Here is a 25871-nt window from a genome sequence, read left to right on the forward strand (position 1 = left end):
GCTGTTGCTGGCCTTGACGGTGGTGGGCGTCAGCCGATTCGTCTTGGCAGGCGTGTCGGCGGCGCTGCCGCGGGTGCTGGCGCAGGCGTGGCTGGTGCCGATGAACTCGGTGCTGGCCACGGTCGCCTCCGGGTGCGCCGGGCTGGGCGCGGCGGTCGCCGTGGGTGTGATCGGGTTGATCGGGGCGGGGGACTTCGGCTCGGCGGTCGCGGTCGCGATCAGCGGCGTCGGGTCGGTGCTCGGCGCGATACTGGCGGCCGGCTTCCGGCCGCGCATGCTCGGGCCTGCGCCCGACGCGGCGAAAGGTGAGAACACCGTGCACGCCATCGCCACCGGTTTGCGCACCGGAGCCCGGGCGGTGTGGGAGTCGCGGGTGGTCACGGCGGCGATGCTGGGCATCGGGACGCATCGGATCGTCTTCGGCGTGAACACGCTGATCATGGTGCTGGTCTTGCGCCAGACACCGGTACACGGCTCCGGACTCAGCGGTGGCCTGGTCGGTTTCGGCGTCGCGATCGCCGCGACGGCGGCGGGGATGCTGGTGGCCGCCGTCGTCGCGCCGCTGCTCATCCCTCGGCTGGGGCGGGGGCGCACCGTGGTCGCCGGTCTGATCTTCGCGATGCTGGTGCAACTCACGCTGGTCACGCCGATCGCGTTCGCCGACTCAGGGCCCGCGGTGGAGCGTGCGCACGAACTCCTCTTGGTCGGCGCGTTTCTGCTGGGGTTGGCCGGCCAGACGATCAAGCTGACCGGTGACGCGACCATGCAGATCGATATCGACGACGCCCGGCGCGGTCAGGTGTTCGCGTTGCAGGACACCGTCTTCAACATCGCGTTCGTGCTGGCGATCGCGATCGCCGCGCTGATCGTTCCGGACGACGGCCGCTCGGCCGTCGTGGTGCTGGGTGGCGCGGCGATCTACGCGGCGGGCATCGCCGCGATCGGGTTGAACACGCGCCGCGGGGCGCTCAGGCGATGAACGGCTCGTCGCCGGGATTTCGTCCGTCCCGGCCGAGCCCCGCGCGGCCGAACCAGTGGGCGACATGCTCGGGCAGCGGGCCCGCGGCAACGCCGTCGAATAACGCGTCTTCCTGACCCGGCTCCGGCAGCGGCGAATCCGGTAACTGTTCGGCGTTGGGCGGATGATCAGGTGCGGGCGCGTCCGTGCGCACGGTCCAGTCCAGCGGCTCGCTGGCCGCATCGCCCGGCAACCCGGTGACGTGGTGGTTCCACGTGCCGAGGCCGGTGGGATCGGTGAAGAAGTGGTCGAGCACCCCGTCGTCGTCGAGATCCAGCGCCGCGATGTCGGCGTGGCCCGAGCCGGCCGAATCCCACAGCGCGTCGTCGGCGATGCCGTCCCCGTCGAAATCCAGCCGCACCGCGTCGGCGGTGCCCGTGCCGCCGAGTTCCAGGTCGGCCTCGCTGGTCCAGACGTGCACCGTTCCGTCGCCGGTACCGAACACGTACTCGATCTCTTCCATACGTCCTTGGACGCGCGCGGCGCCGCTCCGGTTCCATCACACGCGGGCTTTTCGATTCACCATCCCCCGTTCGCGACTGTCGTTCCGGTAAGTTGACTCGCCAGCGGCCGACCGACAGGAGTCAACACGACATGGGTTCTCCGGTGCACCACCTCGACGCGGTACGAGAATCGCTGGGCACGGGGGAAACTCGGTCCGCCACCGGGCGCTCGATCACCGGATAGCCGCGGCCGGGCCGACGTGACGCGCGCATCCGCAACCGCATCCCCCTGGGCGCCTGCCATGCTCGGCGCACTGCTCGCCGGCGCTCTCACCGTGCCGATGCCCACCGCGCAGGCCGCGCCGTTCCCCTGGGCGCCGCCGCCGGTGAACAGCTGCGGCGAGATCGGTTTCGACCCGCTCAACCGCGAGCCCGATCCGGCACAGCCCCCGCCGCCACCGCTGCCGCCGCAGATCGACATCCCGGTGCCGATCCCGGAACTCACGCCCGTTCCGGTGCCCGACCCGCCACAGGACAACACGCGCATCGTCCCCGACCCGCTGCCGGCGAATCCGTGCGACAACCCCTGCCCGGACATCAGGGACGATCCGAAGCACCCCGAGCCCGATCCCGACCCGAGCCCCACCCCGGAGACCGGCGCCGACGAGGAGACCGGCGCCGACGACGGAACCGGCTCGAGTTCCGGCTCCTCCGGCTCTGCCTCGGGATCCGGGTCGGGAAGCGGATCAGGGTCGGGCAGCGGTTCCGGTTCGGGATCCGGCGCACCGGTGAAGCTGCCGCGCATCGAGTTCAAGCCCGAGATCGAGCCGATTCCGGTGCCGGTGCCGGGCGGACCGGGCGAGGAGCCACAGCCCGCTCCGCCCCACGTGGTCCATCCAGCGGAACCGGGTCCGCTCGCGGCGCCGGTGGCCCCGCCGACGGTCGAGTCGGTCCGGCTGGTCGGGCAGGTGACCGGGCACGGCTCGGAGAACCGCACCGACATGCGCTGGCAGGTCGACGGGACCGACCTCGGATTGATGTGGGAGACCGCGCCCGGTGAGGTCGCCGTCGTGTTCGGCGACACCTTCGGCAAAGGCTGGGGTGGCGGCGGCGCGGGCAACGACGATCAGGACTGGCGTAGCAACGTCATCGGTTTCAGCACCGACCGCGATCTGTCCGACGGGCTGACCCTGGACACCTTCGCCCAGGACAGCCGTTGTCACGCGGCCGAGATCCTGGGCAGCCGCAAGATCAAGAACTGGGAGACCACCACCATCCCGACCTCCGGGTTCGCCATCGGGAACCGCCATTACCTCAGCTACATGTCGGTCAACCGGTGGAGCCGCATCCCGGGCCTGTGGTGGACCAACTACGGCGGCATCGCCTACTCCGACGATCACGGGCGGACCTGGCGAAAAGATCAGCATGCCAAGTGGGACAACCTGTTCGGGCTCGGCAAATTCCAAGTGGCGGCGATGGTGCCGCAGGGCGACTACGTCTACATGTTCGGCACGCCCAACGGGCGCATCGGCCTGATCGCCCTGGCCCGCGTCCCCACGCACCAGATCCTCAACAAATCCGCCTATCAGTACTGGGTGGGCGGCGACTGGGCGCCCGCCGCCGAGAACCAGGCCACCCCGTTGGTGCTGGGCATGGCCAGCGAACTCTCTGTGCGCTATGACCGGGAGACCGAGCAGTGGCAGATGGTCTACCTGGATTCGGCGCGGGGCGCGATCGTGCTGCGTACCGCGGCGAGTCCGCAGGGCGCGTGGACGGACGCGATCCCGCTGGTGTCCACCGCGGACTATCCGAAGTCCTACGGCGGGTTCATCCATCCGTGGTCGACCGGCGCGGACCTGTATTTCATGATCTCGGCATGGGACAGCTACAACGTGTATCTCATGCACGCCCGGCTGCACCAAGGCGTGAGCCGGGGTCAGCCCGCGCGCACGAACCGCACCGGCTGACCGGGTCGCGCTTGCGCGATGGCGTCGACGTCGGCCTCGATCAGCACCGCGATCACCGGATAGCCGCCCGTGATCGGGTGATCGGCGAGGAAGACGACCGGCTGTCCGCTCGGCGGCACCTGGATCGACCCGAGCGCCATCCCTTCGGTCGGCAATTCGCGGGTGACCGCTCGTGTCAGCGGTGGACCGGTGCGGCGATCCAAACGCGCGCCGATCCGGTCGGTATCGGAGGAGACCTCCCATTCGCCGTCGAACAAAGCCTCGGCGTCGGAGAACCAGTCGTCGCGCGGCCCGAGCACGGCGCGAACGGTGACGGTGTCGGCGGGCAATTCGGCCACCGGGGCCAGGTCCACGATGGGAATCGTGCGCGGCGATGGGCCGACCGGGAGGCGATCCCCCTTGCCCAAAGGCTCCGGGCCCAGACCGGACATGGTGTCTCGGCTGCGGGAACCGAGCGTCGCCGGTGTGTCGACGCCACCGCGCACCGCGATGTAGCTGCGCAGTCCGCGGGAGGCATAGCCGAGCCGGAGGGCCTGGCCCGGCTCGAGTTCCAGGACGCTCGCGTGCCCCACCGGCCTGCCGTCCACGGTCGCGGGCGCGGGCGCACCGGTGACCGCCATCATGACGTGCTCGTCTGCGTGCAAGGCCAACCCGCCGAGAAGCACTTCGATCGCCGCATGGCCTTCCGGGTTGCCGACCAGCCGATTGGCCAGCCGCAGCGCCCCGCGGTCCGCCGCCCCCGCGACACCGACACCCGAATCGAACCAGCCCGGCCGCCCGAGATCCTGGATGGTCGCCAATGGACCGACCTCGTCGACGACGATCATCCGCCGCTCCTCGCGTCGACGAACCGAACGGTTGCGCCCGCGCGGATCAACGCGGGCGGATCCCGCTCGGCATCCCACATCCTGAGGTCGGTGGTGCCGATCAGCTGCCACCCGCCGGGCGTGCTGCGCGGATACACCGCGCTGTATCCACCGGCGAGCGCCACCGCGCCTGCCGGAATCGATGTACGCGCCTGTGCCCGGCGCGGAACGGAGAACCTGCCGTCAGACGTTTCCAAGTAGCCGAAGCCCGGCGCGAATCCGACAAAGGCACACCGCCACACCGTGCCCGTGTGCGCGGCGATCACCTCCGCCGTCGTGATTTCGAGCAACCGTGCCACGTCGTCGAGATCGGCGCCGTCGTAGCGCACCGGGATCGCTACCGGTTCGGTTCGGAAAGGGTTGTGCGGCAATTTTCCACGCGAAACACCGGTCGACTGCTGGGCGTGCAGGGAAATGAGGAGCGCCGTCAGCGCACGGCGGACCGCTTCTCCATCGCGCGGCACGTCGAGCGTCAGCAGTACGGTTTCCGCTGCCGGAAGCATGTCCTGCACGCCGGGTACCGGGCGATCGCGCAGCGCCGCTACGAGTTCCGCGACCAGGTCACGCCGCTGGGGGGTGATCAACAGCGCCCGATCGCCCGCCGCGCGGATCGCCTCCTCGGCCGCCTGCCGCTGCGCGTGGGTCACCGGGCCCTCCGTCGTCATGTCCGGCCTCAGCCGAATGGCTCGACCGGCACGCCGACTTCGTCCAGCGCGGTGCGGATGGACCGGGCGATCTGCACCGCTGCGGGGGAGTCGGCGTGCACGCAGATGCTCGCCGCGCGCACCGTGACTTCGCCGGAGCCGTCGGCTGCACGGGCAGCGCCCGACTTGGCGATCAAAACGGCTTGTGCGACCGCCTCCTGCGGTCCCAGCACCGCACCGGGCGTACCGCGCGCGGCAAGCGAGCCGTCGGGCGTGTAGGCACGGTCGGCGAAACCTTCGCCGACGAAGCGCACCCCTGCGGCCTCGGCGGCAACCTCCAACTGGGTCCCCGCCGGGCCGAGCAGGGCGAGCCGCAGGTCGTACTCCGCCATCGCGGCCACCACCGCGTCGGCTACATCCCGATCACGCGCGGCCGAGTGATACAGAGCCCCATGCGGTTTCACGTAGCGGACCCGATCGCCCGCAGCTCTCGCGAAAGCGTCGAGCCCGCCGACCTGATACAGCACCTCGTCGCGCAGTTCGCCGGGCGCGACGGCGATCTCTCGCCTACCGAAACCGGCCAGGTCGCGATATCCCACGTGGGCGCCGATCCGCACCCCCTTCTCCACCACGAGCGCACAGGTCCTGCGCATGATGGCAGGGTCACCCGCGTGGAATCCACAGGCGATGTTCGCGCTGGTGACGATGTCGAGCATGGCGGCGTCGTCGCCCATCGTCCACGGTCCGAAGCCCTCGCCGAGGTCACTGTTCAAATCCAGCGCCATGCACGTCCTCCATTTATTGCCTACGGCATTACGATTCTCTCGCCGGAGCGCACTCCCGGGCAAGGACGCGCCGCCCGCGCGACCTGGGTCACAGCACGCGGATTCGGCCCGCCGCGCCAAGTACGCTCAGTTCAATCATGGCCACGTATTTCGATCCGAAGTCCTGGTCGCCCCTGCGGGCTGTCGATCTCGGAAAGCGCCTGTTCGATCAATCCTGGCTGGAGCAGTGGGTCGCGCTGAGCACCGCCTGGATGGATCCGGTCGCCGATCTCGGCGCGGGCACCGTCACGGCGTTGCTGCCCGACGTGCTGATGACCATGCTCAGCGAGGGCATCCTGAGCCGGTTCGGCGGGCAGGAGGTCAGCGCCACACTGCTCGGTCACGACCTGCACGCCACCTTGCAGGTGCTCAAGGTGCGGCGCCGCGGCGCGCACTTCCAGACCAAGACCGTGTTGTCGCGGCTGCGCTGGGACGATCACCCGATCGAGGCGGTCACCGTCATCGCACACGGCGTCCGCCTGATCCCGGGCGTGCCGACCAAGGTGCGGTCAGCCCGGCTCGACCTCGACGGCACCGTCACCACCGCGGCGCTGGTCGGGTGGCTGAACACCCAGCCCCTGGACTGGATCCTGGACGTGCACCCCAGCGGATTGATCCGAGCCCGGCACCGCCGCCGACTGCTCACCGCGCTGGTGGACGCGTCGGTCCGCGACAACCGGCTGTCCATCGAGGTGCGCAGAGCGACCTGGTGCGGCGTGCGGATACCCCGCCGCGCGATCCACATCCCGGTCGTGCCGCTCGAGCACCTGCCCAAGAACGCCCGGATCGCGCACGCCGACCGAGAGGGCGATCTGATCCGGTTCCGCGTCGAACTGCCGGAAATCACCGGGTCGTTCGATCTCGCCCAGATGCGCTCCGCGATCCTGGCCGGCACCACCCTGATCGTCTTCTGACCCGGTCAGCTCTGCGTCTTCCACCATTCGAGCAGCGCCGCCTCGGCCTCGTCCCGGCTGAGCGGGCCGCGGTCGAGGCGCAGTTCCTTCAAGTGGCGCCACGCCCGGCCGACCTCCGGGCCGGGCGGGAGACCGAGCAGCTCCATGATCGCGTTGCCGTCCAGGTCCGGGCGGACCTTGGCCAGATCCTCCTGCTCGCGCAACCGCTCGATCCGCACCTCCAGCTCGTCATAGGTGGCGCGCAGCGCGGCGGCCCTGCGCTTGTTGCGGGTGGTGCAGTCGGCGCGGACGAGTTTGTGCAGGCGGGGGAGCAGGTCGTCGGCGTCGGTGACGTAGCGGCGGACCGCGGAATCGGTCCACTGGCCCTTGCCGTAGCCGTGGAAGCGCAGGTGCAGGAACACCAGCCGGGCCACGTCCTCGGTGAACTGCTTCGGATATTTCAGCGCCCGCATCCGTTTGCGCACCATCTTCGCGCCGACCACCTCGTGGTGGTGGAAGCTGACGCCGCCGCCCGGCTCGTTGCGCTTGGTGTCGGGCTTGCCGATGTCGTGCAGCAGCGCTGCCCAGCGCAGCACCAGGTCGGGATCGCCCTCCTCCTGGTCGATGGCCTGCTCCAGCACGGTCAGCGAATGCCAGTAGACGTCTTTGTGCTGATGGTGTTCGTCGATCTCCAGCTTCATCGCGGGCACCTCCGGCAGCACCCGCTGCGCCAGCCCGGTCTCACACATGACGTTGATGCCGTCGATCGGATGCGCCCCCGCGATCAGCTTGTCCAGCTCGACCCGCACCCGCTCGGCGGTGATGCGGTCGATCTGGTCGGCCATCGCGGTGATCGCGGCGCGCACCCGGGGATGCAGCTCGAAGCCCAGCTGCGAGACGAACCGCGCGGCGCGCAGCATGCGCAACGGGTCGTCGTTGAACGAATCCTCCGGCGCGGCCGGCGTGTTCAGCACGCCCTCGAGCAGGGCGGTCATACCGTCGAGCGGGTCGATGAACTCCAGCGCGCCGTCCGCGCCGATCCGCACCGCCATCGCGTTCACCGTGAAGTCCCGGCGCACCAGGTCCTCGTCGAGCGAGTCGCCGAAGGTCACCTCGGGGTTGCGCGACACTCGGTCGTAGCTGTCCGCCCGGAACGTCGTGATCTCCAGCTGCTGGCCTGCCCTGGCCGCGCTGACCGTGCCGAACGCCAGACCGCCGGTATCCCACAGGTGATCGGCCCAGCCGCGCAGGATGTCCTGCACCGTCTCCGGCCGCGCGTCGGTGGTGAAATCCAGGTCGGTTCCGAGCCGGCCGAGCACCGCGTCCCGCACGCTGCCGCCGACCAGGTACAGCTCGTGCCCTCGCGCCGCGAACATCTCGCCGAGGGGCGTCAGCACATCCGACAGCCCCCCGAGCGTCACCGCCGCCGCGGCCAGCAATCGGGTACGTCTATCCAGCGCAGCGTCCTCGGACTTCGGCGAAACCACGAATGAGCAGCTTACCGAGCCGCCACAGCGAATACGGCGGCGCAGCCCCCGCAGTAGGCCCAGATATATAAGGACTCCGACATCAACCCAGCCAGCGGCCTCCGAACGCCACTGACTACGACCTCCGCGTACCAGAACCCCACACCAACCGCCCGATCCCCAAACCCGCGGCCACCACACGTCCAATGTGACGAACCCGAGCATTCCGCTCATAGCCAAGCCCCAAGCCACGCGCGACGCCCCACACTCCGCCACCCACCCTCACAGCGCAGTTTCAAGTGAAGCGAAACCAAGCATCGCCCGTTCACGGCCCGGCTCGCGTTCGCGCGGCCGCCACGCGACGCAGAAGCAAGCGCCGCCATGCCGAGATGCCAGGCCACGATGAAGCCAGCCGCATCCACGATGCCCGTGCTCCACCACCCCCACGCGCCCAGCGCACCTCAACCACGACTTTCGAGCGGAGCGAGACCGAGCATTGCCCGTTCGCGGCCCGGCTCGCGTTTGCGCGGCCGCCGCGCAAGCGACGAAGGAGCAAGCGGCGGCCGCGCAAACGCGAGCCCCAAAGGGGCCGCGAACACGCAGCGCCGCAGGCGCTGCAAATCAAACACAGTAGGATTGCCAGGTGTCTCCGGCCGATCGTGCGAACAGTCGACGCCGCCAGCCTCGGCGCCGCGGTTCGGCCGCCAATGCCGCGAAGCCGCGGATGCGCACGGTGCGGGAGACCTCGGCGGGGGGACTGGTCGTCGACGGCTTGGACGGGCCGCGGGAATCTCGTAGCGCCGCGCTCATCGGACGCACGGATCGCCGTGGGCGGTTACTGTGGTCGCTGCCCAAAGGACATATCGAAGAAGGTGAGACCGCCGAGCAGACCGCGATCCGCGAGGTCGCCGAGGAGACCGGCATCAATGGTGTGGTGGTCGCCGAACTCGGCAGCATCGATTACTGGTTCGTGACCGACGGTCGGCGGGTACACAAAACGGTGCATCATTATCTGCTGCGTTCGGTCGGTGGTGAACTGTCGGACGCCGACGTGGAAGTGACCCAGGTCGCCTGGGTGCCGTTGAGCGAACTGGATTCTCGGCTGGCCTACGCGGACGAGCGGCGGCTGGCGGAGATGGCGAACAAGCTGATCGACCGGATGGAGACCGGCAAGCGATGACGCGTGGACTGTTCCGGATCTTCGTGGCGGTCCTGACCATCCTCGGCCCGGTGACGACGCTGCCACTGCTCGATTCCGCGTCGGCCGAGGCGCAACCGGCCGGGTCCGGTACCTCGTCGAGTCCCAAGTTCCTCAAGCTGTCCCTGGATTCGGTGACCCCGACCACGGTGACCACCACCAGCGACTCGCTGCTGACGGTCTCGGGCACGGTCACCAATATCGGCGACCGTGTGGTGGACGACGTGAGCATCCGCATCCAGCGGGCAGCGGCGATCACCACGCCGGTCGGGTTGCGTGCCACGCTGCGCCTCGACGAGGTCAATTACGACCTCAACGGTGAGTTCGAGGATGTCGCGCAGCGACTGAATCCGGGTCAGCGCAAGCAGTTCACGCTGAGCATCCCGTTGCGCTCCGAAAGCGGCGCCACCTCGCTGCGAATCACGGAGCCGGGCGTCTACCCGCTGTTGCTGAACGTCAACGGGGAGCCGGCTTACGGCACGCAGGCCCGCCTGGACGACGCCAGGTTCCTGCTTCCGGTGCTGGGCGTGCCGCCGACCGCGAGCGAGGACACGGGCTCCCCGGCCGCGCCGGTGCCCGCCCCCACCGACGCGCCGGTGGCCACGACGTTGCTGTGGCCGCTGGCCGACCGGCCGAGGCAGGTCGGCGGTCGTCCGGGAAACGTGGACGGCAAGGTGGAGCTCACCGACGACGAACTGGCCGCTTCGCTGGGCAAGGGCGGCCGTCTCGATCAGCTGCTGGCCGCCCTGGAGGGCGTATCGAGCCCGGGCGCGAGCCGCAACGCCGAGCTGACCTCGGCCGTGTGCCTCGCCGTCGACCCCGACCTGTTGCTCACGGTGCGCGCGATGACCAACGGTTACCGCGTGCTGGCCAGCCCGTCGGATCCGGACGGCGCGACCAGGGCGGGCGCGGGCGCCGAGCAGGCACAGGTCTGGCTGGACCGGTTGCGCGCGCTGGCCGGGTCGATGTGCACCGTGGCGCTGCCGTTCGCGCAGGTCGACCTCAGCGCGCTGGCCGCGGTCCATGATCCGTTGCTGTCGGCGCGCGCGATCACCGAACCGGCCGACATCATCGACTCGATCCTGGCCACCCGATCGGTGCGCGGGGTCAGCCTGCCGGATTCCGGCAGCATCGACGCGGGGGCGGGTTCGCTGCTGCGCAGTCACGGTTTCAGCACCGCCGTGCTGGCCTCGACGGCGGCCGTTCCGCAGGGCAGCGTTGACTGGGCGCAGTCCAGCAGTGATAGCGGCCCCGCCACTGCCGGTTCGAACGATGCCGCCTCGACGCCGGACCCGGTGAGCCCAGAAGTGGTCCGGCTGCCCGAGATCACCGCGATCCAGCAGCCGGCCGCACCCGCGCCGGCACCGCCGGTCACCGGCAATCCAGCGCCCGCCGCGAGTGCACCCGCCCCGGCCGCCGATCCGGCGTTGCACGCGGTGACATTCGACATCTGGTCGGCGACGGCGCTCGCCGCGGTGGGCTCGAATCCGCCCACGCCACCGTTCACCCCGTCCCGGGTCCGCTACGACGTGACCAACGACTCGCGTGCGGCACGCCTGCAGGACGCGCTCGGGGCGATCTCGTGGAGCGCGCTGCATCCGGAGGCGAACCGGCCGCGTTCGCTGCTGCTCGTCCCCCCGCAGCAGTGGGGGGCAAACCGGGACGAGGCCACCGCGCTGCTGCGGCAGGTCGACCTGCTGCTGCGCGGCGATCTCGCCACCGCGCGCACGTTCCACGATCTGGTCGCGCTGCCGCCGGCCCCGCAGCCCTACCAGCTGGACTATCTGCCGCAGGCGGCGCAGGACGCGGTGCCGGAACGGTTCGTGCCGCCCGTGCGCGACCAGAGCCGCCGGATCACCGAGATGATGCGCGCGCTGGTGGACGTGCCGGAAGCGGAGCCGACGCCGCACGACTTCCTGACGCCGCTGCGCGACGATCTGCTGCGCGTGCTGAGCCTCTCCGATCGGCGTGCGGGCGATGCCGCGCCACCGGACACGTTCGCCCAGCGAAGGCTGGACAAGAACACGCGAACGATGGACAAGCTGTATCGCTCGGTCACCGTGCTTCCGCCGGGCGGGGTGTACACCCTCGCCTCCGAACAGAGCCCTTTGCTGCTGGTCGCGCGCAATGACCTGCCGGTGGCCATCCGGGTCAGGTTCCGGATCGAGGCGCCCGCAGGCACGGACATCACCGATCCGGGCGAACAGCAGCTCCCGGCGAACGGGTCACGGTCCTTCCAGATCCCGACGGAGGTCCGCGACAGCCGCAACCTGGTCATTCCGATCTCGCTCACCACGCCGGAGGAAGTCGCCCTGGGCAATCCCACGCAGGTGTCGGTGCGTTCGAACGCCTACGGTCAGGCCTTGGCGATAATTACCGGATGCGCCGCACTCCTGCTGCTCCTGTTGGCCGGTCGCCGTTTGTGGCGCCGGTTCCGCGGGCAGCCCGATCCGGCGGACGAAGGTTTCGATCCCGGCACCAGGCGCCGGGTCAACCGGTACCGGCGGGCGCGCAGGCGGGTACTGCAGGCGGAGGAACAGCAGCAGGAGCAGCTCCAGGAGACGCGGTGACCGGTCCCGCTCCGACGGGGCCGCGCGAACCGCGTCTACCTGCGTCGATGTGGTGCATCGCGGTGTCGTGTGGCACGGTGGAGGACAATCACGGTGTTCCCGGGCCGGTCCGGCACGGACGGGGACCACTGACAGAATGGTCACCGGTCACGGCCAACCGTTGCGGCGAGCCGCGGCTCACCGCACCGACGGGGGTGCGGACATCCCGGCTGGTACAGGAGGCATGATGAGCGACGATGACATATCGGCTCATCGCCCTCGACCAAACGAACGGCTCGACGGGCCGCCGCTTCGGCGTGCGCCAGCCGCGCCGTGGGAGCGCGGCCCCGCACCATCAGAAGCCGAGAACCCGGACGTGAACAGCGGTGCGTACCACGACGGGCCGGCGCCGCGAGTGCCGCAGATCAGTCGTCCCGCCGCCGCACCACAGCCACGGCCGGGTCAGGGCATGCAGCCGCCGCCCGCGGTTCCGCCGAGGCCGCAGCGTCCGCCGGTGCCGCCACCGCCTCGGCCCGGCTCCGCGCCGCATCCGGGACAGCGGCAGTACCCGGCCCCGCCGCCAAGCCCCGGACCACAGCCACACCCCGCCCCGCCGCCGGGCCCCGGACCACACCCACGCCCGGCGCCACCGTCTGGTCCGGGACCACAACCACACCCGGCGCCGCCTGGTCCGGCCCGTCCCGGGCCTGGCCAGTCCGGCCCGCTACCGGCCAGTGCGCCCCGGCAGGCGCCACCGGCCGCGCCTCGTGGACCGCAGTCCGGCGCGCTGCCGGTCACGCCGCGTCCACCCCGCTCCGGCGCCATGCCCGCGGTGCCGAGGCCCCCGCAATCGGGTCCGATCCCGGCCGCGCAACGCCCACCTCAGTCGGGCCCCATACCGACCGCCGCGCCGAAATCCGATCGGGTGCCGCCGCCGCGCTACGCCCCGCCGCAGCCGCAGCAGTTTCCGCCACCGCCTCGGCAGCGGCCCGCTGCCCCGGTCCGGCACGAGCCCGTGGAACCGGATCGCCCACGGACCAGGGAGTGGCCCGCCGCGACCGGCGCCGCCGAGCCGCCGAAGGCGGAGGACGCGAAGCAGAGTGCGAGTTCCCGGCTGCTCAGCGACTCCGGATCGATCGCGTTCGCGACGCTGATCAGCCGAATCACCGGCTTCGGCAAGCAGTTGATGCTGCTGACCGTGCTCGGCCCCGCGATCGCCAGTGCGTTCACCGTCGCCAGCCAGATCCCGAACATGATCGCGGAACTGGTGCTCGGTGCGGTGCTCACCGCGATCGTGGTGCCGACGCTGGTGCGCGCGGAGCAGGAGGACCCCGATCGCGGTGCGGCGTTCGTCCGGCGTCTGGTGACCGCGGCGTTCGTGGTCCTGGCCACCGCGGCGCTGTTGGCGACGGCCGCGGCGCCGGTGCTGACCACGCACGTCTTCCTGTCCGACGACGGCAAGGTCAACACCGCGCTCACCACGGCGCTGGCTTTCCTGTTGTTGCCCGCGATCCTGTTCTACGGCATGTCGGCGCTGCTCACGGCGATCCTGAACACCCGGCAGATGTTCAAGCCCGGCGCGTGGGCTCCGGTGCTGAACAACCTGGTCGTCCTGACCGTGCTGGGCTTGTACGTCCTGATGCCGGGGGAGATCACGCTCGACCCGGTCCGGATGAGCGACCCGAAGCTGCTGGTGCTCGGCGTCGGCGTCACGACCGGCGTGGTGGTGCAGGCGGTCAGCCTCTTTCCGGCGATCCGCAGGGCCGGCATCGACCTGCGCCCGCTCTGGGGGATCGACGCCCGCCTCAAGCAGTTCGGCGGCATGGGTGCGGCCATCATCCTGTACGTGCTGATCAGCCAGGCGGGCTTCGTCTTCGCCACGCGGATCTCCTCGCACGCCGACGCCGCGGGTCCGGCGATCTACAACAACGCGTGGCTGCTGCTGCAACTGCCTTACGGCGTGCTCGGCGTCACCGTGCTCACCGCGATCATGCCGCGGTTGAGCCGCAACGCCGCCGCCGACGACACGCCGGCGGTGGTCGACGATCTCTCCGCCGCCACTCGGTTGACCATGATCGCGCTTGTCCCGGTGGTCACCTTCCTCACGTTGGCCGGTCCGCAGGTCGGGCAAGCGCTGTACGGCTACGGCAACTTCGGCTCCGACGCCGAACGTCTCGGGCTCGCGGTCAGCTGGTCGGCGTTCGCGCTGATCCCTTACTCGCTCGTGCTGATCCACCTGCGGGTGTTCTATGCCAGGGAGCAGGCGTGGATCCCGACCTGGATCATCCTCGGCATCACCGCCGCCAAGATCGTCTTCTCTGCGCTGGCTCCGGTGCTCACCGACGCGGAGCACGTGGTGATCGCGCTCGGCGTCGCGAACGGGCTCGGCTTCGCGGTCGGCGCCGTGGTGGGCGGTTATCTGCTGCACCGCAGTCTGGGGGATCTCCGGATGGCCAATGTCGGCCGCACGGTGACGCGTGTCGTACTTGCGTCGCTCGCGGGCGGCGCGGTGATGTGGATCGTGGACCGGGTACTCGGACTGGATCGCCTGACCGCGTCCTTCCACGGACCCGGTTCGCTGATCCGGGTGGCGATCACCGCGATCGTCATGTTCGCGGTGGCGTTCGGCCTCATGCGACTCGCCGGTATCCCGGAGATCGTCGCGATCACCGTGGCCATCTCCCGGCGTCTCGGCTGGACCCCGCCTGCCCCGGATCTCGACTTGGAGAGCCCGGTCGAAGATCCCTACGTCACGCAGGTACTGCGCAGGCCCGACTCGTATCTGGACTACCCGCGGTTCGATCCGTACATGGACGCCCAGACGATGGTGCTGCCTGTGATCAGACCCGATGCCGTTGACCGCACCGGCGTGGGTGAGTTCCCGTACCCTGTTCGGCAGAGAAGCACAAGTGGCGAATTCGCCGGAACCTCGACATACCAGGGCGAAGGAGGACCGAGGGTGAGCGACGACGCGGTGGGCGGCGTCCCAGCCGCCGATTCTTCTGCGACCACGCCCGGCGGACTGTCCACCGATGTACCGCCGACCGCGGGGGAGCCGTTGGATCCCGCGTACGCGAACACGGAATCGGGCACGGCTCCGCCGGATCAGGCCGCGGCGAGACCGCAGGACAACCAGCTGCCGCCACGCGATCCGATGTACGACACGGGGATGATCCCCATCGGCTCGCCGGAGATGCCCCCGATGGGCGGTGAGAACCTGGGCGCCCGGCGGATTCCGCGCGGTCCCAAGCTGATACCGGGCGCTTCGGTGGCCGGCGGGCGCTACCGCCTGCTGGCCGGCCACGGCGGGGCTCGCGGTCTGCGGTTCTGGCAGGCGCTGGACATCAAACTCGATCGTGAGGTCGCGCTGACCTTCGTCGACGCCGACCAGAAGGCCACCGAGAACTCCGGCCAGGACGGCCCGCAGGCGATCCTGTCGCGGACGTTGCGTCTCGGCCGGATCAACTCGCCGGGCCTCGCCCGCGTGCTGGACGTCGTGCGCGGCAGCTCCGGCGGCATCGTGGTGGCGGAGTGGACGCCGGGCCGATCGCTGCGCGAGATGGCCGAGACGGTGCCCTCGCCGATCGGTGCGGCGCGCGCCATTCGCGCCCTCGCCTCGGCGGCCGAGCTGGCTCACCGCGGCGGCGGATCGCTGTCCATCGACCATCCCGACCGGGTGCGCATCAGCGCCTCCGGCGACGCGGTGCTCGCCTTCCCCGGCACGCTGTCGGACTCCGATGCGCAGTCCGACGTGCGCGGCCTGGGCGCGATGCTCTACGCGCTGATCACCGCCCGCTGGCCGATCCGCTCCGGCGGCGTCACCGGCAGCGCGGCGACGGTGGGCGGACTGCGGCTGGCCGACTTCGGCCCGGACGGCACGCCGGTGGAGCCGAGGCAGATCCGCCCGGAGGTGCCATTCGAGATCTCCGCGGTCGCCGTGCGCTCGCTGGAGTCGAACAAGGGCGTGCGCACCGCCGCCACGGTCCAGCACGTGCTGGAGCAGGCATCGGTGGTCGATCAGAAGACCGATTTCATCCCGGTGCTGCGGCTCGGCCAGCGCGCGCCCGCGAACATGGACGACTCGCTGGCCGATCCGGAACTGCTCGCGGCCGAACGCGAACGCTCCCAGCGCATGATGTGGATCATGGTCGGCCTCGGCATCCTCGCCGCGCTGGTGGTCGGCATCGTGATCTGGTGGATGGTCAGTGTGTTCGCGCCCAGCGCGTCGGACGCGCCGCTGAACGAGCAGCGCAATATCGGCCTGACCACGAACAACCAGCCCGTGCCGACACCGGCGGCCGCGGGCCCGAACCTGACGACGACCGGTGTTCCGGTCCCGGTGACCGGCGTGTCGGTGTTCTCGCCGGAGGGCACCGCCGACGGCGTGGCCAACGTCCAGGCGGTGCTGGACAACGATCCTGGCACCCAGTGGCGCACCGACCAGTACTTCCAGCAGTTCCCGGCGCTCAAGAAGGGGGTCGGGCTGCTGGCTACGCTGCCAGCCCCCGCCACGCTCACGAACGTCTCGATCAACTCGCCCAGCGCGGGCACGTCGGTGGAGATCCGCACCTCGCCCACCGGCTCGCCGACGCTGGATCAGACCCAGCTGATCGGCTCCGCCCGGCTGGACGACGGCGTCACCGACATCCCCGTGCGCGCCGACCAGGCCGCCCGCTACGTTCTCGTCTGGATCACCGGACTGGGGAACTCCGGAGGACAGTTCCAGACCGCTATCGCCGATATTCGTCTCGACGCCGCGCCCTAGGCCGGTTCTCTTCGGCCGCACCCTTCCGCGTGCGGGCCGTTCCGATGCGACGCTGAGCCACGCGTATTCCGCCGTACTCGGCCGCTGAGTTCGGTTGCTGCCAAATCTTCACGGACGCTATGATCTTCGGGCGCTCTCAGCAGGGGAGCTTCCCAGGTTCCGGTGTTTCGATCCTGGATGCTGCGAGATCTCGGTGACGGTCAAACCGTGCCCGTTGCCGCCGTGAGAGCTGTCCAAGGGGTTGGCATTTGTCGTCCGAAGTGAACGAGGAGTTTGGCGGGGGGACGTCGCGACAGGTGGTGTGTCATCAGCGTTCGTTCGCGCCCGGCGAGTACACCGATGTCGAACTGTTGCGGGCGCATGTCCGCGGTCAGCGGCACGCGTTCGCCGAGTTGCTGCGCAGGCACAACGATCATCTCTGGCAGACCGCGCTGCGCACGTCCTACACGCGCGAGGACGCGGCCGATTCGCTGCAGGACGCGCTGTTGTCGGCGCATCGCACGGCCGCCTCGTTTCGCGCGGAGTCCGAGGTGCGCAGCTGGCTGCACGCGATCGTGGTGAACGCCTGCCTGGACCGGATCCGCCGCAACAAGACCAGGCGCGCGTTGTCGCTGACGCCGGAGACGATGCCGGAGCCCACGTACGATCGCGACGAGATGGCCGAGGTGGAGACGTCGATGGTCATCGACCGCGCGCTGTTCTCGTTGCCGCCGGATCAGCGGACCGCGCTCGTCGCGGTCGATGTGGAGGGGTATAGCGTGGCCGAGGCGGCCGCCTTGCTCGGTGTGCCCGAGGGAACGATCAAAAGCCGGTGCGCCCGCGCACGGCAGCGGTTGAAAGAGCGATTGGATTTTCTGCGTGATCCGGGGAACCGGAAGTAGTTGGGATGCGTCATTAACAGTGACGAACCACTGAACGATCCACAGGCAGTCCCCGTCGGCGAGGGGATACCCGCGATGTCAGATGCGAACAACGGAGGTGCGATGGCGACCTGGTCCGTGCCGCAGCCCCCGTTCACCTCCGAATTGCTGGCTGACCTGCACGCCGACAATGTGACGCCGGAGCAGCGCGCGCAGTTGTGGCCAGTGGTGTCGCGCGATCCGGAAGCCATGCGTTATCTGCGCTCGCTCGACGAGGTCAGCGCCGAGTTGCGCACCCTCGGCCGGGAGGAGCGCATCGTTCACTCGATGCCCGAGGATGTGGCTGCCCGCCTCGCGCTGTTCGTCGACGCGCTGGAACCGCCCGAGGACGCGCCGACGGAAGATGCCGCGGTTCACCGGCTGCCGCGCCCACCGGCGGACGAATCCGACCGCCCGGCAGAGGTTTCCGCGCCAGCGCCGATCGTTCTCGACGAGCGTCGCCGCGGCAGGTTGCGCTGGCTGGCCGCAGCGGCCGCGACGATCGTCACAGTGGCGTGCGCGAGTGTATTCGTCTCGACAATGCGCGACGAGGACGCTCCCGCGCCCACCGCACAGCCCACCACCGGCCCCGACGGTCTGGGTGAGGACCTCACCGCCACAGCCGCCCTCAGTGCGCTCGGGCGGCACAACGTCACCGGCTCGCTGGCAGGCCCGGGCGCACTCGAGCGTTGCGTCTCGGCGAACGGACTCGACCGCACGGTGCTCGGTTCCACCGACATCAGGTTCCAGGGCGGCAACGCGGTGCTCATCCTGCTCAACGGGCCGCGCCCGCCCAAGATCACCGCGCTGGTGGTCGGAACCGGTTGCGATACAGGTGATCCACAGCGCAGAGCGCTGCAGGACATCGGTTGACGTTGCGACCTGGGCCACGTGCACGGTGTGACCCGGGCGACGCGGGAACAACAGCCATTACCCTGTTGTTGACCGAGACGTCCGAACGAATCTTCCCGAAAGGGCCCCATGAGCGAGCGTAGCGAGCGAACGACTGACACCGGCACGCCAGTTCGCGACCTGATCATCGTCGGCTCCGGACCCGCCGGCTACACCGCCGCCGTCTACGCCGGCCGCGCCGAACTCCAGCCGCTGCAGTTCGAGGGGACCCAGTTCGGCGGTGCCTTGATGACCACCACCGAGGTCGAGAACTTCCCCGGTTTCCGCGAGGGCATCATGGGCCCGGATCTCATGGAGGAGATGCGCGAGCAGGCCAAACGGTTCGGCGCGGAGATCCGCACCGAGGACGTGGACGCCATCGATCTGACCGGCCCGGTCAAGAAGGTCGTGGTCGGCGGCGAAACCTTCGAGGCCTACGCCGTGATCCTCGCCATGGGCTCGGCCGCGCGCTACCTGAACGTTCCGGGTGAGCAGCGGTTGCTCGGCCGCGGCGTCAGCGCCTGCGCCACCTGCGACGGCTTCTTCTTCAAGGGCCAGGACATCGTGGTGGTCGGCGGCGGCGACTCCGCGATGGAAGAGGCGACCTTCCTCACGAAGTTCGCCTCCAGCGTCACCATCGTGCACCGCCGCGAGGAATTCCGTGCTTCCCGCATCATGCTGGAGCGCGCGAAGGCGAACCAGAAGATCAAGTTCGTGCTCAACGCCGAAGTGGTCGAGGTGCACGGTGAGAACAGCGTCACCCACCTGACCTTGCGCGACACCCGCACCGGCGAGACCTCCGACCTGCCCGCCACCGGCCTGTTCGTCGCGATCGGTCACGACCCGCGCAGCGAGCTCGTCAAGGGCCAGGTAGCCCTGGACGACGAGGGATACGTGCAGGTCCAGCATCCGACGACGGCGACCGACATCCCCGGCGTCTTCGCCGCGGGCGATCTGGTCGACCACACCTACCGGCAGGCGATCACCGCCGCAGGCACCGGCTGCCGAGCGGCCATCGACGCCGAGCGCTGGTTGGCCGAGCAAGGCGACATCACCTCGAACACCCTCGAGCACGCGGGTGAGTCGGTGGCCGTCCCCGCCAACTGAGCTCGCGCCCGAGCCGCTGATCTTTCGTCTCGCTGTACCGCAAGGAGAACATCTATGTCCAAATCCGCCAACACGGTCGTCGTCACCGACGCGTCCTTCGCCGACGACGTGCTGCTGAGTGAGAAGCCCGTCCTCGTCGATTTCTGGGCCGACTGGTGCGGGCCGTGCAAGATGGTCGCACCCGTCCTGGAGGAAATCGCGGGCGCGCACGCGGACAAGCTGACCGTCGCGAAGCTGGACGTGGATGCCAACCCCAACACCGCCCGCGATTATCAGATCCTCTCGCTGCCCACTATGATGCTGTTCCGCGGTGGTAAGCCGGTCAAGCAGATCGTCGGAGCGAAGGGAAAAGCGGCTCTTCTGCGCGAACTCGAAGACGTCATCTGACGACGCGACCCGACGACGCGCCGTACGATGCCTGGACCCGGGATTGTCGAAACCTGGTCCGGGTCTGAGACAATCGACCGACGCTCCGGTCGTGCGAAGGTGTATCCCATCGCATGAGTGGGTACCCGCGGGTTGACGGAAGGAAAGGGCTCTCACGCATGCACCGACTTCGTCACGGCGATTCCGGTCCAGCCGTAGCAGAGGTTCGGAGCACCCTGGCAAGCCTCGGGTTCCTACACGCGCACGTCAGTACCGACCACTCGGACGCACGCGAATACTGGAAGGACACCGAGGTCTCCTTCGATCACAGCCTCGACTCAGCGGTTCGCGCGTTCCAGCAGCATCGCGGTCTGCTCGTCGACGGCGTGGTCGGTCCGGCCACCTACCGGGCACTGAAGGAAGCGTCCTACCGGCTCGGCGCGCGCACGCTGATCTACCAGCTGTCCGCGCCGCTGTACGGCGACGACGTGGCCACGTTGCAGCGCAGACTGCAGGACCTCGGTTTCTACGTGCACCGCGTCGACGGCTACTTCGGTCCGCACACCCATGACGCGCTGACCGCTTTCCAGCGCGAGATCGGGCTGTCGGCCGACGGCATCTGCGGTCCGGACACGCTTCGCTCGCTCGACTTGCTCGGCGCCAGGGTGACCGGTGGCAACCCACATCGGATCGCCGAGGAAGAGGTGGTGCACCGGGCGGGTCCACAGCTGACCGGCAAGCGGATCGTCATCGATCCCGGGCTCGGTGGCCCGGACAAGGGATGCGCCGTGCCCACCGAGTACGGCGACGTCTACGAGTCGGAGATCCTGTGGGACCTCGCGAGCCGGCTGGAAGGGCGGATGGCGGCCACGGGGATGGAGACCTTCCTGTCCCGTCCGTGGGGCGCCAACCCCACCGACGTCGAACGCGCGGACACTTCCAACGCGTTCGACGCCGACCTCATGATCTCGCTGCGCTGTGCCACCAACCCGAGTCCGCTGGCCAACGGCGTGGCCGGATTCTATTTCGGCAATTCGCACGGCTCGGTGTCCATGATCGGCCAGGTGCTGGCCGGCTTCATCCAGCGAGAAGTCGTCGCGCGAACCTCCTTGCAGGACTGCCGTACTCACGCGCGCACCTGGGATCTGTTGCGGCTCACCAAAATGCCCACCGTGCAGGTCGACATCGGTTATCTGACGAACGATTACGACGCCTCGGTGCTCACCAACCCGCGCATGCGCGACGTGATCGCCGAAGCCATCCTGATCTCGGTGAAGCGGCTGTACCTGCTCGGCCAGGACGATCAGCCCACCGGCACATATACTTTCGCGGAGCTACTGGCCGAAGAGCTGGCCGCCGCCGACCGGATGTAGTCCCCGTCTTCTCGACAAAGCGAAGCGCCCCGTGCCTTTTCATCTCGGCAGGGGGCGCTTCGAGCGTCTATCTCAGCGCGCCCCGATGCGGGTCGGTGCGGTCATCGATGCCGCCGCGAGCAGCTGATCCAGCGCCCGTTCGACGTCTTCCTTCCAGCCGTGGTCGGAGTCGAGCTCCAAGCGCAGGCGGGGGAAGCGGTGATGCGGGGCCACGATCTCGAAGCCGACGTCCTCCAAGAAGTCGGCGTCGATCATGCAGCTCTCGGGAGAGCATTCGGTCGCGGCGCCCGCCGCGCTCGCACTCTTGATCGGAGCGACGATCCGCTCCAGTAGTGTCATCGAGCCGAATCGCTCGGACAGCGCATGCGTCGGCGGTTCGGTGCGGATGCCGAATGCCTCCAACGCGCGCACGCCGCGCCGCACCAGATCGGCTACCACGGCCTGGATCAAGCGGTGGGCAACGTCGGCATCGTGGTAGGGGAATTCGGCCCGCAGCGTGGTCAGCAGGACCGCGTCCGGGCTTACCGGGGAGGTGGGGAAGAGCGCGGCCCTGGGTACCGCGCTCGGCGGTGCGTAGAGCGCACAGCCGGCCACATTGCCGTCCACGTTCGCTACCTGTCCGCACGAGCCCCACTCGAGCATGACCGTGGACAGCCAGGCTTCCTTCTCGAAGACCGGATCGCTGAAATTTCGCGAATCCTCCGCTACCGCGGGGTCCATCTCCCAGAACACACAACGGCGCGCATGCGCGGGAAGCATTTCCAGTCCGCCGAGGGTTAGTGCTGTGACGCTGGTCGACACCGCTCTGCTCAGCCTCCAGCTGTCCGATTCATCCACGCTCACGTCGCATCAAAGTTCGCTCGCCAGCAAGAATAAGCGATCAACGAGAACCCGCCTCATTCCATGTCGCTGTGCTGTTGGTCAGAAGAACTTGTGTTGCTTCGCCGGGGAGGCGAGGCGCGCTCCACGACCGCGCGAATCCCTGCCGTCACAGTGACGTTTCTGGCCGGGGCCCGCACCTATCGAAACCACAAGTTAAATTTCGTCACTTCTGTCACACATTGGGGGCGTTCTGCTCCATCAGGGCGACGATGCGTTCGAGGTCTTCGACCGACCCGAACTCGACGACGATCTTGCCTTTGCGCTTGCCCATACTCACGAGAACCCGAGTATCGAACGAGCCGGACAGTCGATCGGCCACGGCTTGTAAGCCCGGCATCTCGATCGGCTTGCGCCGCGCCACGGGAGAGGGTGCGGCCGCGTCCTGCTCTCGGTTCGCCAGCATGACGGCTTCCTCGGTAGCCCGGACCGAGAGTCCCTCGGCGACGATCCGGGCGGCGAGCACCTCTTGAGCGTCCGCACCCGCTTCGAGACCGAGCAGTGCTCGCGCGTGCCCGGCGGACAGTACGCCCGCCGCGACCCGGCGCTGCACCGGGATCGGCAACTTCAGTAGACGGATCATATTCGTCACCACTGGGCGAGAGCGGCCGATTCGAGCAGCCAATTCCTCGTGGGTGACGTCGAATTCCTCCAGCAGTTGCTGGTAGGCCGCCGCCTCTTCGAGCGGATTCAGCTGTACCCGGTGGATGTTCTCCAGCAGGGCGTCGCGCAGCATCGACTCGTCCGCGGTCTCCCGGACGATCGCCGGGATGGCCGCCAGGCCCGCTTCCTGACAGGCTCGCCAGCGCCGCTCACCCATGACCAGCTGATAGCGGTCCACACCTGGTTCGGTCCGGCGCACCACGATCGGCTGCATCAGACCGAACTCGCGGATCGAATGCACCAGCTCGGCGAGTGCGTCTTCTTCGAAGACCGTGCGCGGCTGTTTCGGGTTCGGCTCGATCTGGTCCGGCGGGATCTCCCGGTAGACGGCGCCGCCGACCTCGAGTTCCGCGTTGTCGGCGGGATCGGGTAGCCGATGCAGGTAGGTCGAGGGCGGCTGCGGCCCGACCGGATCCAGACCGATGACACTCGCAGCGGCGCTGCTGAGACCCGGTGTGGCCGTCGGTGTCGTCGGGATCAGTGCGGCGAGACCGCGCCCGAGCCCACCCTTCTTCGCCTGACTCATCGGTCTACCGACCCCTTCCTCGTTCCGCCACCAAACCGGACTGTGCCGAGCGTCGACTCGGCTGACCGAGTCACTCCGCCGACTTCGCCGCGGCGGCCTGCGGGACCACCGCGCGGGCCGCCATCTCACGTCCGGCATCCAGGTAGCTCATCGCGCCCCGGGAGCCTGGATCATAATCGAGCACCGTCATGCCGTAACCCGGCGCCTCCGACACCTTCACGCTGCGCGGAATCACCGACCGCAGCACGACATCACCGAAGTGACCGCGGACCTCCTCGGCGACCTGGTCGGCGAGTTTGGTGCGGCCGTCGTACATCGTGAGGATCACGGTCGAGACGTGGAGTTCCGGATTCAGGTGCGCCTGCACCAGACCGATATTGCGAAGCAATTGGCCGACACCCTCCAGCGCGTAGTACTCGCACTGGATCGGGATCAGCACCTCCTTCGCCGCGACGAGGGCGTTCACCGTCAGCAGCCCCAGCGAAGGCGGGCAGTCGATCATCACGTAATCGATGTCGTATCCGGCGATATTCGCCTCCTGAATGGCCGCTTTCAACCGGCCCTCCCGGGCGACCATCGACACGAGTTCGATCTCGGCGCCCGCCAAGTCGATGGTCGCGGGGATGCACAGGAGGCGGTCGCTGTGCGGACTCGTCTGGATCGCGTCCCGAACCGAAACCTCGCCGATGAGCAACTCGTAACTAGAGGGAACACCCGAATGATGTTCGATACCCAGGGCGGTGCTGGCATTGCCCTGTGGATCGAGATCGATCACGAGAACCGTCATCCCTTGATGCGCCAGCGCAGCCGCCAGATTCACGGCGGTGGTCGTCTTCCCGACGCCGCCTTTCTGATTGGCGATGGTGATGATGCGTTGCTCGTGCGGTTTCGGCACAGTCACCTTTCCTGGATGGAGGACCTGACTTGCACGTTGCGCTTCGGCAGCTATCGGGGTCTCGCTGGGGGAGATGTGCCCGAACGGTGTGCTTCCGAATGCTTCCGCGTCGAAATTGCTGGAGTCCAGCATTCCCGGCACGCGCGACGTCGTTTCCCGTGAAACATTCGCCGGACCGCTCGACATAGACAGCTCCTAACCCGAGAACTTCAGGACACGCGCGCGCGACGGGTCGACGTCGTGCCTGCAACAGCCTTTGTCGGATCGAACACGATGCACAACCGGGTTCGCGGCGTCCGATCGACCGAGCGGAGTTTCTCGCCGCTGTGACAACCAGATCCCTCCGTGGCAACAACGCTCACGCCCGACGCCCACTAGCTTGCCAGCACTGAGCGCTTTAAGAAAGCTGAATCGCGGCGACGCGCAATACGACACGCAAAACCGCATCAATTCACACCGACGCGCCCGTTGTTTCACATGAAACATCGCCCGTGCACCGACGTTCCGACCGGTCGACAGCTGTGGGGGACCGCACGTGAGTCGTCGGGATATCGGATAGCTACTCGCGGTGCTGGTTCGGTCGTCCTGCCTCCACGCACCTCGGCCCGCCTCTTCGGACCCGGGACTTCGCATTGCAGATCCTTGTCGCGGAACGCACCGCACCGTAGGCGTCTCCGATCCGCGGCTGTACAAACGAAAGCGTTGTCCGATGGGGTAGTCCATTGCTCGACAGGCGTGGACGTCATGGAGGAAGGAATATCGAACAGGGTCAGCATCAGGTTGATTCAGCACCGGCCCGTGGCAGTGCTCTCGGGCAAGGCGCCAGCTCTGAGATGCCGACCAACGAAGCGCCCCCGCGAGCGGCATGGCTTTCCTGACGGTGCTGTGGGCGAAGTGCCCGGGCCATCCGATCCTCCCCATCCACCAAGCCGGGGACGCCGAAGCTAACTCGCCTTCTGATCGCAAACTGTTCCCCTAAGGCGGATGTTTCACGTGAATCAAGCGATACGGTCACTTCCTGAACGCAGAGCAGCAGCACCCGACCGACGGCGCGCCACCTGTGACTAGTCATCTGGTTGCACCGAACGACGGTTCCCGCTCACGCGATCGCCATCGTTGCGCTATATCCAGCCGACGCCATGCGTCCGGACTGTCGGTCCAGATGCGCAGCAGTTGGACGCCGGGAATCGCGGCCAAGCCGTCGCGCAGCCGGTCGGCCAGCCGGTGTTCGTGCGCGGCGAGGGTTTCCGCGTCGATGGCACAGAGCGCGTCACAGGCGGCGGCCAACGCGGCGGCGCCGAGCACTTTCAGCGACCCGGCTTCGTGCCGACCTCCCGACCCGCACCTACCTCCCGACCCACGCCCGCCGATCTCCCGACCCACGCCAACCTCCGACCCACGTCAACCTCCCGACCCACGCCAACCTCCGACCTGCGTCGCCCTCCGACCCACGCCAACCTCCCGACCCACGTCGCCCCCGACCCGCGCCGCCCTCCTCGACGCCACCCCGCCCCCGACCCGCGCCGCCCTCCCGACGCACCCCGCCCTCCGACGCACGCCGGCCATTGAGTCCCCGCAACGCCGAGGCTTGAGGTAAATCCGGAGCACCGACAGGCGATGGATTCCGCGAGGCCGATCT

Annotated in this window: 20 protein-coding genes; 11 read left to right on the plus strand and 9 right to left on the minus strand. The window is 68.8% G+C overall.

Going from position 1 to position 25871, the window contains the following annotated elements; all coding sequences use genetic code 11:
• The coding region (locus ON27_RS29065) for an MFS transporter (protein ID WP_043734577.1) at positions 1-979 on the plus strand (979 nt) is incomplete at its 5' end.
• On the opposite strand, the gene ON27_RS40125 is transcribed toward ON27_RS29065, so the two are convergent.
• The gene (locus ON27_RS40125; RefSeq protein ID WP_051047090.1) at positions 969-1481 is read right to left on the minus strand and encodes a hypothetical protein; all 513 of its coding nucleotides are present in this window, start codon (positions 1479-1481) and stop codon (positions 969-971) included. The two genes, ON27_RS29065 and ON27_RS40125, sit on opposite strands and share 11 nt — an antisense overlap.
• A gap of 282 nt (positions 1482-1763) precedes the next feature.
• Between ON27_RS40125 and ON27_RS29075 the strand changes: the two genes are divergently transcribed.
• Positions 1764-3428: a glycoside hydrolase family 183 protein gene (locus ON27_RS29075; protein WP_051047091.1), complete on the plus strand. Its 1665-nt coding sequence runs from the start codon at positions 1764-1766 to the stop codon at positions 3426-3428.
• On the opposite strand, the gene ON27_RS29080 is transcribed toward ON27_RS29075, so the two are convergent.
• From ON27_RS29080 to ON27_RS29090, 3 genes are read right to left on the minus strand one after another with little or no spacing between them, the layout of a single operon-like run.
• The gene (locus ON27_RS29080; RefSeq protein WP_043734579.1) at positions 3398-4255 is read right to left on the minus strand and encodes a 5-oxoprolinase subunit C family protein; all 858 of its coding nucleotides are present in this window, start codon (positions 4253-4255) and stop codon (positions 3398-3400) included. The two genes, ON27_RS29075 and ON27_RS29080, sit on opposite strands and share 31 nt — an antisense overlap.
• Entirely contained in the window at positions 4252-4959 is a 708-nt protein-coding gene (locus ON27_RS29085; protein WP_083887866.1) for a 5-oxoprolinase subunit B family protein, read from the minus strand. Before ON27_RS29085 ends, ON27_RS29080 begins: the two co-directional genes overlap by 4 nt.
• Positions 4960-4967: 8 nt before the next feature.
• Positions 4968-5723, minus strand: a complete 756-nt coding sequence (locus tag ON27_RS29090; RefSeq protein WP_083887867.1) for a LamB/YcsF family protein — start codon at positions 5721-5723, stop codon at positions 4968-4970.
• Positions 5724-5860: 137 nt separating this feature from the next.
• On the opposite strand from ON27_RS29090, the gene ON27_RS29095 reads away from it, so the two are divergent.
• Positions 5861-6676 carry a hypothetical protein gene (locus ON27_RS29095; RefSeq protein ID WP_043734582.1) on the plus strand — a complete coding sequence of 272 codons (816 nt, stop codon included), beginning with the start codon at positions 5861-5863 and terminating at the stop codon, positions 6674-6676.
• Between the two features lie 5 nt (positions 6677-6681).
• Here the strand turns inward: ON27_RS29095 and ON27_RS29100 are convergent, their stop codons facing one another.
• Positions 6682-8142: a CCA tRNA nucleotidyltransferase gene (locus tag ON27_RS29100; protein WP_043734584.1), complete on the minus strand. Its 1461-nt coding sequence runs from the start codon at positions 8140-8142 to the stop codon at positions 6682-6684.
• Between the two features lie 622 nt (positions 8143-8764).
• On the opposite strand from ON27_RS29100, the gene ON27_RS29105 reads away from it, so the two are divergent.
• The 8 genes from ON27_RS29105 (at position 8765) to ON27_RS29140 (ending at position 21269) form a co-directional block, all read left to right on the plus strand.
• A complete protein-coding gene (locus tag ON27_RS29105; RefSeq protein WP_043734587.1) occupies positions 8765-9301 on the plus strand; it encodes an NUDIX hydrolase in 537 nt (178 codons plus the stop codon).
• Positions 9298-11889, plus strand: coding sequence for a DUF6049 family protein (locus tag ON27_RS29110; protein ID WP_043734589.1), 2592 nt, complete (start codon positions 9298-9300; stop codon positions 11887-11889). Before ON27_RS29105 ends, ON27_RS29110 begins: the two co-directional genes overlap by 4 nt.
• 994 nt (positions 11890-12883) lie before the next feature.
• Positions 12884-16633 (plus strand): murein biosynthesis integral membrane protein MurJ, encoded by a 3750-nt coding sequence (locus ON27_RS29115; RefSeq protein ID WP_043734591.1) that lies wholly within the window; start codon positions 12884-12886, stop codon positions 16631-16633.
• 299 nt (positions 16634-16932) lie between these two features.
• On the plus strand, positions 16933-17514 hold the full coding sequence (gene sigM, locus ON27_RS29120; protein WP_043734622.1) for an RNA polymerase sigma factor SigM: 582 nt from the start codon (positions 16933-16935) through the stop codon (positions 17512-17514).
• 102 nt (positions 17515-17616) lie between these two features.
• On the plus strand, positions 17617-18405 hold the full coding sequence (locus ON27_RS29125; RefSeq protein ID WP_043734594.1) for an RsmA family anti-sigma factor: 789 nt from the start codon (positions 17617-17619) through the stop codon (positions 18403-18405).
• 108 nt (positions 18406-18513) lie between these two features.
• Positions 18514-19530 (plus strand): thioredoxin-disulfide reductase, encoded by a 1017-nt coding sequence (trxB, locus tag ON27_RS29130; RefSeq protein ID WP_043734596.1) that lies wholly within the window; start codon positions 18514-18516, stop codon positions 19528-19530.
• Positions 19531-19584: 54 nt separating this feature from the next.
• Entirely contained in the window at positions 19585-19917 is a 333-nt protein-coding gene (gene trxA, locus ON27_RS29135; RefSeq protein ID WP_043734598.1) for a thioredoxin, read from the plus strand.
• A 158-nt stretch (positions 19918-20075) separates the two neighbouring features.
• A complete protein-coding gene (locus ON27_RS29140) occupies positions 20076-21269 on the plus strand; it encodes an N-acetylmuramoyl-L-alanine amidase (RefSeq protein WP_043734601.1) in 1194 nt (397 codons plus the stop codon).
• Between the two features lie 72 nt (positions 21270-21341).
• Here the strand turns inward: ON27_RS29140 and ON27_RS29145 are convergent, their stop codons facing one another.
• The 4 genes from ON27_RS29145 to ON27_RS45915 all read right to left on the minus strand — a co-directional run bounded on the left by ON27_RS29145 (position 21342) and on the right by ON27_RS45915 (position 25615).
• Positions 21342-22070 carry a hypothetical protein gene (locus tag ON27_RS29145; RefSeq protein WP_043734605.1) on the minus strand — a complete coding sequence of 243 codons (729 nt, stop codon included), beginning with the start codon at positions 22068-22070 and terminating at the stop codon, positions 21342-21344.
• Positions 22071-22323: 253 nt separating this feature from the next.
• Positions 22324-23337 (minus strand): ParB/RepB/Spo0J family partition protein, encoded by a 1014-nt coding sequence (locus ON27_RS29150; RefSeq protein ID WP_043734607.1) that lies wholly within the window; start codon positions 23335-23337, stop codon positions 22324-22326.
• Positions 23338-23407: 70 nt separating this feature from the next.
• Positions 23408-24364, minus strand: a complete 957-nt coding sequence (locus ON27_RS29155; protein ID WP_245560272.1) for a ParA family protein — start codon at positions 24362-24364, stop codon at positions 23408-23410.
• A 936-nt stretch (positions 24365-25300) separates the two neighbouring features.
• Positions 25301-25615 (minus strand): aminotransferase class V-fold PLP-dependent enzyme, encoded by a 315-nt coding sequence (locus ON27_RS45915; RefSeq protein ID WP_373282802.1) that lies wholly within the window; start codon positions 25613-25615, stop codon positions 25301-25303.
• Between the last annotated feature and the right edge of the window lie 256 nt (positions 25616-25871).

It is taken from the genome of Nocardia asiatica NBRC 100129, assembly GCF_000308415.1.
GTDB classification, from domain to species: domain Bacteria; phylum Actinomycetota; class Actinomycetes; order Mycobacteriales; family Mycobacteriaceae; genus Nocardia; species Nocardia asiatica.

Excerpts from the sequence above, each read along its gene's own strand:
- ON27_RS40125 (WP_051047090.1), bottom strand. The coding sequence starts at position 1,481 with ATGGAAGAGATCGAGTACGTGTTCGGTACCGGCGACGGAACGGTGCAC.
- ON27_RS29075 (WP_051047091.1), top strand. The coding sequence starts at position 1,764 with ATGCTCGGCGCACTGCTCGCCGGCGCTCTCACCGTGCCGATGCCCACC.
- ON27_RS29080 (WP_043734579.1), bottom strand. The coding sequence starts at position 4,255 with ATGATCGTCGTCGACGAGGTCGGTCCATTGGCGACCATCCAGGATCTC.
- ON27_RS29085 (WP_083887866.1), bottom strand. The coding sequence starts at position 4,959 with ATGACGACGGAGGGCCCGGTGACCCACGCGCAGCGGCAGGCGGCCGAG.
- ON27_RS29090 (WP_083887867.1), bottom strand. The coding sequence starts at position 5,723 with ATGGCGCTGGATTTGAACAGTGACCTCGGCGAGGGCTTCGGACCGTGG.
- ON27_RS29095 (WP_043734582.1), top strand. The coding sequence starts at position 5,861 with ATGGCCACGTATTTCGATCCGAAGTCCTGGTCGCCCCTGCGGGCTGTC.
- ON27_RS29110 (WP_043734589.1), top strand. The coding sequence starts at position 9,298 with ATGACGCGTGGACTGTTCCGGATCTTCGTGGCGGTCCTGACCATCCTC.
- ON27_RS29125 (WP_043734594.1), top strand. The coding sequence starts at position 17,617 with ATGGCGACCTGGTCCGTGCCGCAGCCCCCGTTCACCTCCGAATTGCTG.
- trxB (WP_043734596.1), top strand. The coding sequence starts at position 18,514 with ATGAGCGAGCGTAGCGAGCGAACGACTGACACCGGCACGCCAGTTCGC.
- trxA (WP_043734598.1), top strand. The coding sequence starts at position 19,585 with ATGTCCAAATCCGCCAACACGGTCGTCGTCACCGACGCGTCCTTCGCC.
- ON27_RS29140 (WP_043734601.1), top strand. The coding sequence starts at position 20,076 with ATGCACCGACTTCGTCACGGCGATTCCGGTCCAGCCGTAGCAGAGGTT.
- ON27_RS29150 (WP_043734607.1), bottom strand. The coding sequence starts at position 23,337 with ATGAGTCAGGCGAAGAAGGGTGGGCTCGGGCGCGGTCTCGCCGCACTG.
- ON27_RS29155 (WP_245560272.1), bottom strand. The coding sequence starts at position 24,364 with ATGCTGGACTCCAGCAATTTCGACGCGGAAGCATTCGGAAGCACACCG.